12 protein-coding genes are annotated in these 13,727 nt (G+C 68.6%); 2 read left to right on the top strand and 10 right to left on the bottom strand.

Annotated elements, in window-relative coordinates; translation table 11 throughout:
- Positions 1 to 2 precede the first annotated feature (2 nt).
- The 10 genes from G6N49_RS21875 to G6N49_RS21830 form a co-directional block, all read right to left on the bottom strand.
- Complete coding sequence (locus G6N49_RS21875; protein ID WP_011557727.1) at positions 3 to 1,079, bottom strand: hypothetical protein; 1,077 nt, start codon at positions 1,077 to 1,079, stop codon at positions 3 to 5.
- A 91-nt stretch (positions 1,080 to 1,170) separates the two neighbouring features.
- A complete protein-coding gene (locus G6N49_RS21870; protein ID WP_083044555.1) occupies positions 1,171 to 2,121 on the bottom strand; it encodes an alpha/beta hydrolase in 951 nt (316 codons plus the stop codon).
- Positions 2,118 to 3,722: an FAD-binding protein gene (locus G6N49_RS21865; protein WP_083044581.1), complete on the bottom strand. Its 1,605-nt coding sequence runs from the start codon at positions 3,720 to 3,722 to the stop codon at positions 2,118 to 2,120. The genes G6N49_RS21870 and G6N49_RS21865 overlap by 4 nt, the downstream gene beginning before the upstream one ends.
- A gap of 11 nt (positions 3,723 to 3,733) precedes the next feature.
- Positions 3,734 to 4,522 (bottom strand): SDR family NAD(P)-dependent oxidoreductase, encoded by a 789-nt coding sequence (locus tag G6N49_RS21860; protein WP_064874520.1) that lies wholly within the window; start codon positions 4,520 to 4,522, stop codon positions 3,734 to 3,736.
- Between the two features lie 11 nt (positions 4,523 to 4,533).
- Positions 4,534 to 5,394, bottom strand: a complete 861-nt coding sequence (locus G6N49_RS21855; protein ID WP_083044556.1) for an SDR family NAD(P)-dependent oxidoreductase — start codon at positions 5,392 to 5,394, stop codon at positions 4,534 to 4,536.
- 4 nt (positions 5,395 to 5,398) lie between these two features.
- The gene (locus G6N49_RS21850) at positions 5,399 to 5,881 is read right to left on the bottom strand and encodes a nuclear transport factor 2 family protein (protein ID WP_011557732.1); all 483 of its coding nucleotides are present in this window, start codon (positions 5,879 to 5,881) and stop codon (positions 5,399 to 5,401) included.
- 62 nt (positions 5,882 to 5,943) lie between these two features.
- Complete coding sequence (locus G6N49_RS21845; RefSeq protein WP_179967859.1) at positions 5,944 to 6,717, bottom strand: crotonase/enoyl-CoA hydratase family protein; 774 nt, start codon at positions 6,715 to 6,717, stop codon at positions 5,944 to 5,946.
- 8 nt (positions 6,718 to 6,725) lie between these two features.
- Positions 6,726 to 8,144: an aldehyde dehydrogenase family protein gene (locus tag G6N49_RS21840; protein WP_011557734.1), complete on the bottom strand. Its 1,419-nt coding sequence runs from the start codon at positions 8,142 to 8,144 to the stop codon at positions 6,726 to 6,728.
- Between the two features lie 14 nt (positions 8,145 to 8,158).
- Positions 8,159 to 9,265 (bottom strand): zinc-binding dehydrogenase, encoded by a 1,107-nt coding sequence (locus G6N49_RS21835; protein WP_011768018.1) that lies wholly within the window; start codon positions 9,263 to 9,265, stop codon positions 8,159 to 8,161.
- Positions 9,266 to 9,277: 12 nt separating this feature from the next.
- Positions 9,278 to 10,858, bottom strand: coding sequence for an acyl-CoA synthetase (locus tag G6N49_RS21830; protein WP_225891796.1), 1,581 nt, complete (start codon positions 10,856 to 10,858; stop codon positions 9,278 to 9,280).
- 100 nt (positions 10,859 to 10,958) lie between these two features.
- Between G6N49_RS21830 and G6N49_RS21825 the strand changes: the two genes are divergently transcribed.
- Together G6N49_RS21825 and G6N49_RS21820 are read left to right on the top strand one after the other, a co-directional pair.
- Positions 10,959 to 12,842: a flavin-containing monooxygenase gene (locus tag G6N49_RS21825; RefSeq protein ID WP_083044557.1), complete on the top strand. Its 1,884-nt coding sequence runs from the start codon at positions 10,959 to 10,961 to the stop codon at positions 12,840 to 12,842.
- The gene (locus G6N49_RS21820) at positions 12,839 to 13,726 is read left to right on the top strand and encodes an SDR family NAD(P)-dependent oxidoreductase (RefSeq protein ID WP_011854337.1); all 888 of its coding nucleotides are present in this window, start codon (positions 12,839 to 12,841) and stop codon (positions 13,724 to 13,726) included. The genes G6N49_RS21825 and G6N49_RS21820 overlap by 4 nt, the downstream gene beginning before the upstream one ends.
- The last annotated feature ends 1 nt before the right edge of the window (position 13,727 follow it).

Below are 13,727 nucleotides of genomic sequence, written 5' to 3'. Positions count from 1 at the left end.
GGTCAGGCGAGCTGGAACGCCGACAGCGGGGCTTCCTCCGGGTAGGCCGCCGGACCTCCGAGGTCGTACGCCGCATTGAGCGTGGCGATGAACTGCGGGTCGTGCAGCGGATTGTCGGGCATCTTCAGCGAAATACCCTGCGCGTTGACGTCTTTGACCAGGGTGTCGATCGCCTGCTCGATGGTCAGGTCGTCGGAGTGGTCCATGTTCTTCTTGAGCTCGTCGTAGTCGGAGAACACCTCTGCCGACCAGTGGACCAGGAACCGCAGTTCGTCGGTGTGGTGGCGGGCGATCACGTCGTCACCGTTCTTCAGAACCCAGTGGTCGCGATCGGACGGATCCCCCGTGAACACCGTGTCGAATGCCAGGCCCGCGGGGGTCTGCTGCTCGAGCGGGCCGTTGGCCTCACCGCGGTGGACCATCATCTCGTTCTGCACCACCACGCCGCGGTTGTACACCGGCGGAAGCAGGCGCTGCGGCGCCTTGAGCGGGCCCTCTGGCCAGTAGGTGAAACCGCTGCCCTCGTCGAGCGAGAACCAGGTGATCACCTGCGCCATCTTGATCAGATGGTCCTGGAACAGACCGGATTTGCCCATCACGCTCGTCAGCCAGGTGGGGGCGTTCTCGTGGCGCACCCCGCGGAAGCTGGGGGAGTCGAGGTGCCCGGGGTCGCGGTTGGCGCACGGACCGTTGATGTTGAACAGCATCATTTCCGGCTTCGCGTACTCGGCGTTCCAGTAACTCTTGGCGTGAGCCAGGAACTGCTCGTTGTAGAAGCAGTCGTGCAATTCGGGGTAGAGCACCGTGCCGTAGTTCGCCAGGTAACCCCGGAACGTCGGGGTCAGGAACAGATCGAGCGACGGTTCGAACCCTTCGGGGAACGCGCCGCTCATGGTGGCCATCAGTTCCTCGGCCGATGCGAAATGCTGGGCGATGATCAGCTTCCACGGCCCCTGCGTGCGCACGACATCCAGTAGCCGCTCCCGCTGGTCGTCGGTGTAGATGTCGTCGACCTCACGCGGCGGTGACGCGGGGCGCAGGACGTCGGACAGCGCCAACCGCCGATCATCAGTGAGCATCGAATCTCTCCTTCATTCATCGGCGCGCACGGCGCACTGGGTTGTCTAGATTCTGCGTCCGTCCGTGGTGTCCCCGACGGCCGCTTTCCGGTCATCGGGAGACTGGAACCGGATAGGCGAACTTGGCCCGCAGCAGCGCGCCGGTCTCTGCGATGGCCAGCCGACCCCTGGCGGTGGCGTCCGAGCGCATCAGGAATCCGTGATACGCGCCGGGATAGCGCGTCTGGGTGGTCTGCACGCCGGCGTCGCGTAACCGGGTTGCGTACCGCTCACCCCAGTCGCGGATCGGGTCGCATCCGGCCGTCACAACGATCGCCGGTGGCAGACCGGTGAGATCTGTTGCCAGCGCCGGGAATCGGTACTGATCCGGGGGAACGGCGGCGCCCTGGTCGGCCAGTTCGTGCATGTAGTCGATGTCGGCGCGGGTCAGCATCGGCGCGTCGGCCAGCAGCTGGATCGACTCGCAGGTCATGTCCCGGTCCAGGCCCGGGTACAGCAGGACCTGGCAGAGGATCGACGGGCCGCCACGGTCGCGGGCCGCCAGCGCGACCGCCGCTGCCAGCGATCCGCCGGCACTGTCACCTACGACGGCGAGCCGGGAAGCGTCCACTCGAATCACCTCGGCATTGCCGGCCACCCAGACGGTGGCGGCGTAGGCGTCGTCGAATTGGGCGGGCGCCGGTGCCTCGGGGGCCAGTCGGTACTCGACGGAGACCACCGTCGCACCGCTGTGTGCCGCCAGAGCCCGGGCGAGCGGTTCGAACGAGCGGTTCGACCCCATGACCATGCCGCCGCCGTGGAAGTAGACCAGCACCGGTGCCGAGTCGTCGTCGGTCGGCCGATAGATCCGCACCGGAATCGGTTGCGCCGGGCCGGGAATCGACAGGTCATCGACGTCCGCCATCTCGGGCGTGTCATCGGGGTGGGGCGTCGCCTCCACGGCGCGCCGCACCGCGTCCAGCCCACGCTCGCGCATCGGTGGGATGGCGCCGAACGAGGCGACACGCGCGGCGGCGTCGGGATCGAGTCCGGGCACGGTCACCGTGGCTGTCCCAATCCGTCCGCGGCGTGCGCGCCCGCGCGCCGACCGCTGAAGATGCAGTCGGCGAGGGACAGCCCGCTGACGTAGCTGTTGGAGCACACGCCCACCGCGTTGCGTCCGGCGGCGTACAGACCCGGCACCGATTCCCCATCGACACCCAGTATTTCGCCGGTGCTCTCGTCGACCAGCAGGCCGCCGAGGGTCAGGCCGGGAATCGGGAAGAACATCGAGGAGTCGGCCGAGATGTCGATCGAGTAGAACGGCGGGGTGAGCAGCGGCGGACAGAGTTCGGGGTCCTTGTGTGCGGGATCCCCGGCACCATTGGCGAGGCCGCGGTGGTACTCGTCGACCGTGCGTCGCAGGCCTTCGGCGTCGATCCCGTTCTCGGCGGCGAGGTCCTCGATCGAGGCGGCCTTCTTGTGGCCGATCGTGAACAGGTAGATCAGCTGCAGGCGTTGGAAGATCTGGGTCTGGGTGCGGATCTGGCTTTTCACCTTCCGCCACGTTTGCGCGTCGTAGATCGCCCATCCGGTGCCACCGAAGTCACGCATCAGCACGTTGCCGTGGGTGGCGCCGTAGAGGTCCTCGTTGGCGATGCGCCGTCCATCCGCCCCGACGGTGAGCCCCTCGAGGAACGCGCTCGGCGGCGAGAGGAATCGCCAGGCCGTCACATTGTCCATCTTGCCGGTCACCCCGCCGGCGGCGAGCCCCAGCGCTATGCCGGTGCCGTCGTCGCCGACGGTTCCCAGCGGGGACACCTTCATGAACTGCGGTGCGTGGGCCTGCATCCACTCTCGGTTGTGGACGAAGCCTCCCGCCGCGAGGATCACCGCGGGTGCGCGGGCCTCCGCGTCCACGGAAGCACCGGTGCGCATCTCCTCCGCGCGCGCGACGAGGCCCTCGACCAGTCCGGGCATCCAGGTGCCCGCCTTCCCGGTGAGCTTGGTCAGCACCTTGTGCTTGCGCGCGTTCGGGTGCGCCGGATCCAACGCGCGGTAGCGGACACCGGCGATGCGGCCGTCGTCATCCTGGATGAGGCTGTGCACCTGGGCCAGGGGGATGAATTCCACGCCTTTGTGTCTCGCCGATCGGGCGAGGCGGTCGAACAGGACCTTGCCGGAACTCATTCCGCGCGCGAGGACGCGGTGGCCGCGCGGTACCGGCCGGGCGCGGCCTGCGTACGGATAGGCCTTCTCGTTGCCGGAGTAGTACAGGTAGAAGTCGTCGGTCGGATACGAGGTCTTGTAGGTGGGCACCTCGCCGCCGCGGAACTCGACCCCCTGCGCCTTGAGCCACTCGATCATCGCCGGGCTCTGCCGGCAGAACCGGTCCAGTGTCTCGCCGGACACGGAGTCGCCGACTTCGGACTCGAGGTAGGCCCGCATGTCCTCGACGCTGTCGTGGTAGCCGCCGGCGTGCTGTTCGGCGGTGCCGCCGCCGGCGTAGACGATCCCGCCGGACAACGCCGTCGCACCGCCGCCGTAACCGCGGTCGAGCACGAGCACGCGTGCGCCACGGTCGGCGGCCTCGATCGCGGCTGCCGCACCGGCTGCGCCGAATCCGACGACGATGACGTCGTAGTTCATGGCACCGAAGTTCATGGCACCGTAGTTCACAGCACCGACTTGATCTGTTTGGCGACCAACCTGGTGGTGCGTTTCGCCGACACCCGCGCCAGCACGTCGAGGCTGTGTGCGTCGGCACCGATGAGTACCCGGAAACGGTCCTCGGCGATGCCGTCGACGATCTTGCGGCCCGCCGCCTCCGGCGTGGTGGACCGGACCTTCTTACCGCCGGCGTCGAGCATCTCGACACCCGAGTTACTGGTCAGCTCCGTGGCGACGTTGCCCGGAAAGACCGTCACCACATGGACATTCGTATCGCACAGCTCGGCGTAGAGGCCTTCGCTGAACTGTTTGACCGCGCCCTTGCTGGCGCTGTACAGCGTCTGGCTGGCGAAGGGCAGCAACGCCGACAGGCTCGACATGTTCGTCAGGTTCGCCTCCGGGCGGGCCAGGAGGACGGGCAGGAACGCGCGGCACATGTCGACCGTGCCGGCGAAGTTGACGGCCATGATGCGATCGGCTGTCTCCGGGGGCAGCTCGATGAACGGCGCGAACCGGTGGATGACGCCGGCGATGTTGACCAGCCCGTCGACTCGGCCGTGGACGTCGACCACCCGGCCCGGCATGGCGGCGACCGCGTCCCTGTCCGTGACGTCGAGAACGTGGGTGGACAGCCGGGTCCCGGCCATCGCGAGCCGTGCCGTGCCGGTCAGTCCCACTTCGTCGACGTCGGCCGCCGCGACCAGCGCACCCCGGCGCAGGAGGTCGAGCGTCACCTGCCGGCCCATACCGTTACCGGCACCGGTCACGACGAACACCCTGTCGGTGATGCGCACCCGAAGTCCTCTCAGTGCTGTGCGGGGTCGTAACGCGGTTTGGTGCGCAGCAGCGGTGCCCGCTGCGTGGTCAGCACATCGGCGCGTTCGGCCATCGCGTTTCCGACGTACTCGGGCTGCGTGAGCAGGTAGAACCGGCCGTCGGCGGCCTGGTCGAACACCACCTCTGCCGCGGCCAGGGGGTCCATCGCGGCCGCCTTGATGTCGAGCATCGCCAGCCGCTGGGACTCTGCCGCGCCGACGTCCCCGTCCGTGACGCCGCCCGCCGACTCGAAGATGTTGGACGTGACCGCGCCGGGCAGCACCGCCTGCACGTGGATGTGGTCGTGTTCGGCCAGTTGGACTTCGAGCGCCAGGCACTCCGTCAGGGCGAGCACGGCGTGTTTGCTCATGATGTAGGGCGCCTGCAGGGGGACGACGGCGACGCCGCCGATCGAGCTGAGATTCCACACCCACGCCGGGGTGCGCGCCTCGATCATCATCGGCAGGAATGCCCGGACACCGTGGAAGACGCCGCTGACGTTGATGTCGACGACACGCTGCCAGTTCTCGACCGGGGTGTCCCACAGGTAGCCGAACTGTTCGACGCCGGCGTTGTTGACGAGCAGGCGCACCGGGCCGATGTCGCGGTAGGTGCGTTGCGCCAGCTCCTCGACGGCCGCGAAATCCCTGACGTCGCAGACCATGTCGAAAGCGGTGGCGCCCTGGTCCGACAGTTCGTCGCGCAGCGCGGCGATCGCGTCGCCGTCGACGTCGGCGAGCACCACCGTCATGCCCAGGCGGGCGGCGTGGCGCGCCAGCCCGGCGCCGATGCCGGCGCCCGCCCCCGTGATGACCGCGACACCGCCGCCGAAGGTCTGCCCGGCGTTCACGACCTCAGGCGCCCGCGGCGGCGGGGTCGGCTGAATACTCGGACAGCAGAACCGAATTGGTGGTGTCGAGGATGACCTCCATCTCGGTGAACTCCAGCCCGCCTGCGCCGCGCCGCACGGCCACCTCGGCGACGCCGCTGGACACCGCGAACGGCACGTAGTTCGCGATCTGGTTCACGAAGATGTAGAAGCGGGCGCGGGTCACGTCACCGTCGGTACCGGTGCGGTGCAGGTTGGTGGCGTGGTGGCGCAACGGGTAGGGGCTCTGCTTGCGGTGCTCGGACAGCCACTCCATGACCGCCTCCCGGCCGACCAGCTCCGGTGACATCAGCTCCTCGAAGGGGCTGGCGCCGGACTCGCTGCGGCTGATGTACCGGATGTCGTCGGCGTAGGCCGCCGCCATGTCGTCGTAATGGGCTTCGTCGTAGTGGTACCAGAAGCCGGCGACGAACTCCTGCAGTTCCGACAGCGCGATCTCGTTGCTCATGGCGGTCAGTCAACCGGCGGGCGGCCCGGATGACACCCGGGCTGTCCGGTCAGCGGAACACGTCAACTCCGCCACCGGCTGATGCGCCGCTCGTGTTCGGCATCGCGATGGGCGAGTGGTTGCATCGCCGCGGCCATTCCGAGCGTCGACTCCAGGGAACCGGTCCGCGATTCCTGTAGGAGGCGCTTGGCCATCCGCAGGACGTGAGCGGGGTTCTTCGTGATGCGCTCGGCGAGCGCCTGCGCTTCGGCGAGAAGATCCTCGTGCGGAACGACGCGGCTGACCATGCCCCACTCCGCCGCCGTGGCCGCGTCGATGCGGTCCCCGGTCAGCGTCATCTCCGCGGCGCGCGCATATCCGACCGCCCGCGGCAGGAACCAGGTGCCACCGTCCCCGGGGATGAGCCCGACCTGTACGAAGCTCTCGGCGAACGACGCACGGTCGGAGGCGATCCGGATGTCGCACATCATCGCCAGGTCACACCCGGCGCCGACCGCGGCCCCGTTGACCGCGGCGATCAACGGCACCTCGAGCCGCTCGAGCGCACGGGGAATGCGCTGGATGCCGTCGAGGTATGCGCGCCGCTGATCGAGCGGCTCCAGGCCGAACATGCCCTGCCGGTCCGCCATCTCCTTCACGTTGCCGCCGGCGGAGAAGATCTTGCCCTCACCGGTGAGGATGACGGCACGAATCGCGTTGTCGGCGTTGACGGCGTGGACCGCGGCCTCGAACGCGGCGATGAAGCCGTCGTCGGTGATCGCATTGCCGACGTGCGGCAGATCGATCGTCCACACCTGAATGGCTGCGGTCGTCGTGATGCGCAACGGACCGCTCATGTCGGCGGTCATGCGGGCAGCTGCAGGGATTTGGTCTGCAGGAACTCTTCGAAGCCCGCGCGGCCGAGTTCCCGGCCGACGCCGGACTTCTTGTACCCGCCGAACGGCGCCACGGGGTTGTACGCGCCGCCGTTGAGGTCGAGCTGCCCGGTCTGCACCCGGCGCGCGAAGGCGATCGCATGATCGAGGTCCCCGGCCCACACCGCACCCGCCAGCCCGTACGGGGTGCCGTTGGCGATCCGCACGGCGTCGTCCTCGTCGCGGAACGGGATCACCGCGAGGACGGGTCCGAAGACCTCCTCCTGACCGAGTTCGGAATCGGGGTCGACGTCGGCGAAGACGGTCGGCGCGACGTAGTAGCCGATGTCGCGGATCTTCTCGGCGCCACCGGTGATCAGCCGCGCGCCGTCGCGCTGGGCGCGCTCGATGAATCCGCGCACGGTGGCGAACTGCGATGCCGACGCCGACGGTCCGATACGCGTGGCCGGGTCGAGCGGGTCACCGACGGTGTACCTGGCGGCGGCCGCCTCGACCAGCTCGAGCGCCTCGCCGTAACGGCTCTCCGGCACCAGCATCCGCGTCCAGGCCATACAGGTCTGGCCTCCGTTGAGGTATGCGTTCCCGACACCGACCTTCACCGCCGTCGTCAGGTCGCCACCCTCGAGGATGACGTTGGCCGACTTGCCGCCCAGCTCGAGCGCCACCTTCTTCACCGTTTTCGCGGCGAGCTCGGCGACCCGTTGGCCGACCGCCGTCGATCCGGTGAACGACACGAGGTCGACATCCGGGTGCTCGGCGATCCGCTCGCCCACCACGCGTCCGCTGCCGGAGACGAGGTTGACCACCCCGGGCGGCAGGCCGGCCTCGTCGAGGGCCTCGACGAACTCGAACACCGACAGCGGCGCCTCGTTGCTCGGCTTCAGCACGACGGTGCAGCCCGCCGCGATCGCCGGCACCACCTTGGCGACCACCTGGTAGAGCGGGTAGTTCCACGGCGTGATGGCGCCGACCACCCCGTAGGGTTCGCGGACGACCAGCGAATTGCCCATCCGCTCTTCGAATTCGAAGGTGGCGAGTACGTCGGCGATGCCACGGGCCACCGCCAGCGGCACCTTGGTCTGCACCCCCTGCGCGATCCGCACGGGGGCGCCCATCTCGCGGGTGATCGTCTCGCCGATGTCGGGAAGCCGCTTCTCCATGGCGGCGATCACCCGATCGAGGCGCTCGCGCCGTTCGGCGACGGTGATCAGCGGGTCGAAGGCTCGGCGCGCCGCGGCGACCGCCGCGTCGACGTCGGCGGTTGTGCCGTCGGGGACCGATCCGATCACCTGCTCGGTTGCGGGGTCGATGACCTCGATCGCGTCGCCGCCGTCCGGGGTCGCCCAGCGGCCGTCGATGAACAGGGTCTTCCGGGTGTAGTCGTGCATGGATTCCTTCTCGATCAGGGGATGATGCTCGCGCGGACATCGCGTTTGCCGTCGGCGGCGGCGAATGCCTCGTTGATGTGGTCGAGCGGGTAGTGCGCCGCGGCGAGACGGTCCAGCGGCAGGTGGTCCTGGTGCTGTTCGAGGAACGTCAGGGCCCGCGACAGCACGGCTGGGTCGTAGAGCGAGACACCGACCATCGTCTTGTTGCCGAATACGAAACGCGACGGGTCGAACTCGAAGGTCTTGCCGATGTTGATGTTGCCGATCTCGACGTAACGGCCGAACTGACCGAGCAGTTTGAGGCCCTCGTCGATGGCCGCGGGGTGGCCGACGACCTCGACGACCACGTCGGCGCCGTGGCCGTCGGTCAGCGTGCGCACGATCTTCGCGCGGTCCTTGACCGTGGTCGCCTCGGTGATGTCGACGACCGCGTCGGCGCCGAACGCCGTCGCCAACTCCAGACGCTCGGGGACTCCGTCGATCGCGATGACCTTGGCGGCGCCGCGGGCCTTGGCCACGGCGACCGCGTACAGGCCGAGCGCCCCGGCGCCCTGCACCACCACCACCTCACCGAGTTGCTGGTCCACCCGCTCGAGCCCGTACATGACCTGTGAGAGTGCACAATTCGCACCCGAGGCGACCTCGTCGGACACCACGTCGGGCACGGTGTAGACCACCGCGCCCGCAGGTAGCAGGTAGTAGTCGCCGTACCCACCGACGAAGTACGGCGGTTCGTCGGCACGCCCGAGCATCGCCATCTTCAGGTTCAGGCAGGCGCCCCGCCGCCCCAGCAGACAGTTGCGGCAGCGGTGGCACGAGTAGAAGTAGGGGAACACCACGCGGGTGCCCTCGGCCAACGGCACGCCGTTCGAATCCGCGGTGACGCCGTCGCCCAGTGCGGCGACGGCACCCACCATCTCGTGGCCGAGGACGGTGGGCAGTTGCCCGCCGAGTCCGCGGGTGGCGAAGGTGCCGTGCCAGGCGTGCAGATCCGACCCGCAGATGTTGGTCCGGGTGACCTTGACGAGGATCTCGCCCGGACCGACGTCGGCCAGGTCGACGGTGTCGATCACGAACGGTTGTCCGGGTGCGTCGAAACGCGCGATCCGTCCTTCGAACACAGGTGTTCCCTCTCAGTGGCTGTGGGCGGCGCTGAACCGTTGCCGCAGATCGCGTTTGAGCAGTTTCCCGCTGGGGTTCTTCGGCAGTGTGTCGACGAAGAAGACCTGCTTCGGCGTCTTGTATCCGGCGAGGTGCGCACGGCAGTGCGCGATGATGTCGTCCTCGGTGACGGCACTGCCGTCGCGGAGGACCACCGCGGCCACCACCGTCTCCACCCACACCGGGTGGGGCAGGCCGAAGACCGCGGCCTCCTGCACACCGGCGTGCCGGTACAGGGTCTCCTCGACCTCCCGGCTCGCGACGTTCTCACCGCCGGTCTTGATCATGTCCTTCTTGCGGTCCACGACGTGCAGCAGGCCGTGCTCGTCGTAGTAACCGAGGTCGCCGGAGTGGAACCAGCCGCCCCGGAACGCTTCTGCGGTCTTGGCCGCGTCGTCGAGGTAGCCGAGCATCAGATGTGGGCTGCGGTGGGCGATCTCACCCACCACACCCGTGGCGACGGGGGTGTCGTCCTCGTCGAGGATGGTGGTCTCCACGTTGACCACCGGACGCCCGGCGGAACCGGCGTGGGCGTCCTGTTCGTCGGGTCCCAGCGCCGATGCCAGGGGCGCCATCTCGGTCTGACCGTAGAAGTTCCACAGCCGGAGGTCGGGCAGGCGTTCGCGGAGCTCGGCCAGGATCTCCCTCGGCATCGCCGAGGCGCCGTAGTAACCCTTGCGCAGACTGGAAAGGTCGACCTCGTCGAAGACCGGGCAGCGCAGCAGGCTGATCCAGACAGTCGGTGGCGCGAAGTAGTTGGTGACGCCGTAGCGCTCGATGGTGCGCAGCACCAGCTCCGGCTCCGGCCGCGGCAGGATGATGCTCGTCGCACCGAGATAGACGTCGGTGGCGAGGAAGTTGTCCAGCTGTGCGCAGTGATAGAGGGGCAGTGAATGGACCTCGACGTCGTCGCCGGCCATGGACCCGGCCACGATGGTGCTGACGTACTGCCACATCAGGCTCCGGCTGCTGTGCATCACCGCCTTCGGGCGCGATTCCGTGCCGCTGGTGTACATGAGTCGCAGCAGTTGGTCGTCGTCGATGTGCGGGCTGGGTGCGGGGGATTCGGTGGTCAGCCACCGGGCGAAATCGTCCCAACCCTCCGCGGGGGCGTCCCCGTCCGGTACGAGCGCGACCTTCGTCGTCACCGAGCCGCCCAACCGCATGGCTTCCTCGGCTGTCGCCGTCAGGTCGGCCTCGACGAGGAAACCGCGGACCCCGCTGTGGCCCAGCAGGTAGGAGATCTCCTCGGCGGTCAGCATGAAGTTGATCGGCACCAGCACCACCGCGGCACGGGCGGTCGCGAAGGCCAGGACGGCGTACTGCCAGCAGTTGTGAGACAGCAGGGCGATGCGGTCACCGGGGCCGAAGCCGTTGTCCTGCAACGCCGCCGCCGCCCGGTCCACCAGACGCTCGAACTCGGCGAACGTCAGGACCACGTCGCCGTCGACGATCGCCGTCTTGTCCGGAAACCTGCGCGCCGACCGGCGGGGGATGTCACCGAGCGTGTGACTGCGTGCCTGCACGACGACCGGGTCCATGGCGGCATCCATGGGGAAACCCAAACACGCCCGGTCGCCCGCCACGGACGGCTGTCCCGCTCAGTAGGCACGACAGTGCTCGGCGCGCGACGCCGGTCCGATACTCGTCGGCGTGACGACTGATGCGGAGCTGAGGAGCCACCTGCGCCAGGCCGACCCCGGTGTCCTCGTGGCGGTGTTGGCGCAGATGACCGGCGACCCCTCGGTCATCGACGAGTTCGCACCGGCGATCTCGCACATACCGGACCCTCCGGAGCGGGCCGGCGTCACCGACCCGGACACCATGGAGGCCCTGGTCGACCGGATCGTCGAGGCCCTCGACACCCCGCGGTCGGGCGGGCTCGCCGCCGACGACCCGAACCTATTCACCCGGCTGCTGCCGGTGGCGCTGGGCTCCGACGTCGAGGACGAATTCGTCCCGCTGCTGCTCGAGCAGGGCGGGTTCCAGCTCTCCCAACCCACACTTCCACGGGATGTGCCGATCCCGGCGTCGACGACGGTCACGATCATCGGTGCCGGCATCGCCGGGATCGTCGCGGCGCTGGCCGCCCGCGATGCCGGGGTCGCCTTCGAGATCCTCGACCGCAACGACGAGGTCGGTGGCACGTGGTTGACCACGAAATACCCCGGCATCGGCGTGGACACCCCGTCGGCGTACTACTCGCTGTCGCGGGAGGTGAATCCCGACTGGACGAACTACTACCCGCAGGGCGCCGAATACCAGGCCTACCTGGTGTCGCTGGCCGACAAACACGGCTTGCGGGAGCACACCCGGTTCGGCACCGAGGTCGAGGCGCTGTGGTGGGACGACGACCGGCAGGAGTGGCAGATCCACGCGGTCGACCGCGACGGCAACCGCAGCGTGAGCCACTCGCGTGTCGTCATCACCGCTGCCGGCTACCTCAATCGCCCGCGGTGGCCGGACATCCCGGGCCGCGACACGTTCGCCGGGATCAGCGTCCACTCGGCGCAGTGGGACCCGTCGCTCGACCTGACGGGTAAGCGGGTGGCGATCATCGGTGCGGGCTGCACGGCCGTGCAGATCGTCGACGCCTGCGTCGACCAGGTCGAGCACCTGACCGTGTTCCAGCGCCAGCCGCACTGGGTCGCGCCGCGCAAACGGCTCTCCGACGACGTCCCCGAGTACCGCCGTTACCTCGGCCGGCACCTGCCCTACTACGCGAACTGGCACCGGCTGAAGTCGTACTGGGCCACCGCCGACAACAACTATCCGGTCATCGTGCGCGATCCGGAGTGGGCCGAGAGGCACCTGTCGATCTCGCCGGCCAACGACGTCCTGCTGCAGATGTGCCTCGAGTACATCGACCGGATGTTCGGCGAGGGAACCGAACTCGCGAAGAAGGTCACGCCCGACTTCGCCCCGTACGGTAAGCGCATCATCCGCGATCCGGGCGGTTACTACGCCGCGTTGACCCGCGATCACGTCGACGTCGAGGCCAGCGAACCGGCCGAGGTCGACGCGCGGGGCATCGTCACCCAGGACGGCAGGCAGATCGACCTCGACGTCATCGTCTACGCCACCGGCTACCACCTGGATTTCCTGTCCACCGTGGACATCCGCGGGCGCGGCGGCCGTACGCTGCGCGAAGAGTGGGGTGACAGCCCCCGCGCCTATCGCGGCGGCACGGTGCCCGGCTTCCCGAACCTGTTCATCACCTCGGCGCCGAACTACAGCCCCGGCCACGGTGCGGGCGCCAACTTCTCGATGGAGGTGCTGGCGCACTACATCATGGAATGCCTGCAGCTCATGGCATCACGACGGGCGACCACCATCGAGGTGACGCAGGAGGCGTACGACGACTACGTGGCCGACATCGACGACGCGATGTCGCGCACCGTGTGGTGTCATACGCCGAACGCCCACACCTACTACCGGTCCGGGTCCGGGCGGGTGGTGGTCGCCACCCCGTACCGTCTGATCGACGTATGGCAGCAGCACCGCGCGCCGGTCGAAGACCATTTCGTGATCCGATGAGTCGCCTGCTCAGCGGTAAGACCGCGCTCGTCACCGGAAGCAGCCGCGGCATCGGCCGGGCGATCGCGCAGCGCCTGGCCGCGGAGGGGGCAACGGTGGTCGTCACGGCGCGCTCGCACACCCCGTCACCGTCCGTACGGGCCGGTGCCGCGGCCGCGCTGCCCGGAACCATCGGGGAGACCGTCGAGATGATCGAGGCGGCGGGCGGAACCGCCTGCGGGGTGGCGGCCGACCTCGAGGACCAGCAGCAGCGGCTGAGACTGATCGACGAGGTGCTCGACCGTACCGGCCGGCTCGACATCCTCGTCAACAACGCCGGATACGCCGACTACTCCGTCGTCGAGCACATGGCCATGGACACCTTCGACCGCACGGTCGAGCACTATCTACGCACTCCGTTCGTCCTGTCGCAGTGCGCGATTCCGCACATGCGCACCCAGGGCGCGGGGTGGATCGTCAACATCGGTTCGGTCACCGGAATGGCGCCCGTGCGGCCGTTCCGTGAGTACAACAAATCGTCCGGCGACGTCGTCTACGCCTCGGTAAAGGCCGCCTTGCACCGCTTCACCCAGGGTCTGGCCGCCGAGTTGGTCGACGACGACATCGCCGTGAACTGCGTCGGCCCGTCGACGGCTGTGCGCACTCCCGGTGCGTCCCAGCTGATCCCGGACACGTTCCCGACCGAACCCGTCGAGTATCTCGCCGAGACCGTGCTAGCGATGTGCCATCTGCCCGCGGCCGATCGCACCGGGCTCGTCGCCTTCAGCCTGCACTATCCGTGGTCGCAGGGGTTACCGGTGCACACTCTCGACGGCAGCGCGGTCCTGCCGCCGCTGGAGCCGCCGGCGACGGCGAATCCGAACATCCGGCCGGCAGGGCTGTAGC

The sequence above is a fragment of the Mycolicibacterium monacense genome, from assembly GCF_010731575.1.
Lineage (GTDB): Bacteria > Actinomycetota > Actinomycetes > Mycobacteriales > Mycobacteriaceae > Mycobacterium > Mycobacterium monacense.
This window is presented reverse-complemented; position numbering and strand designations above follow the sequence as displayed.

Coding starts and splice junctions, on each gene's coding strand:
- G6N49_RS21830 (WP_225891796.1), bottom strand. CDS start 10,858: ATGGATGCCGCCATGGACCCGGTCGTCGTGCAGGCACGCAGTCACACG.
- G6N49_RS21845 (WP_179967859.1), bottom strand. CDS start 6,717: ATGAGCGGTCCGTTGCGCATCACGACGACCGCAGCCATTCAGGTGTGG.
- G6N49_RS21840 (WP_011557734.1), bottom strand. CDS start 8,144: ATGCACGACTACACCCGGAAGACCCTGTTCATCGACGGCCGCTGGGCG.
- G6N49_RS21865 (WP_083044581.1), bottom strand. CDS start 3,722: ATGAACTTCGGTGCCATGAACTACGACGTCATCGTCGTCGGATTCGGC.
- G6N49_RS21850 (WP_011557732.1), bottom strand. CDS start 5,881: ATGAGCAACGAGATCGCGCTGTCGGAACTGCAGGAGTTCGTCGCCGGC.
- G6N49_RS21820 (WP_011854337.1), top strand. CDS start 12,839: ATGAGTCGCCTGCTCAGCGGTAAGACCGCGCTCGTCACCGGAAGCAGC.
- G6N49_RS21875 (WP_011557727.1), bottom strand. CDS start 1,079: ATGCTCACTGATGATCGGCGGTTGGCGCTGTCCGACGTCCTGCGCCCC.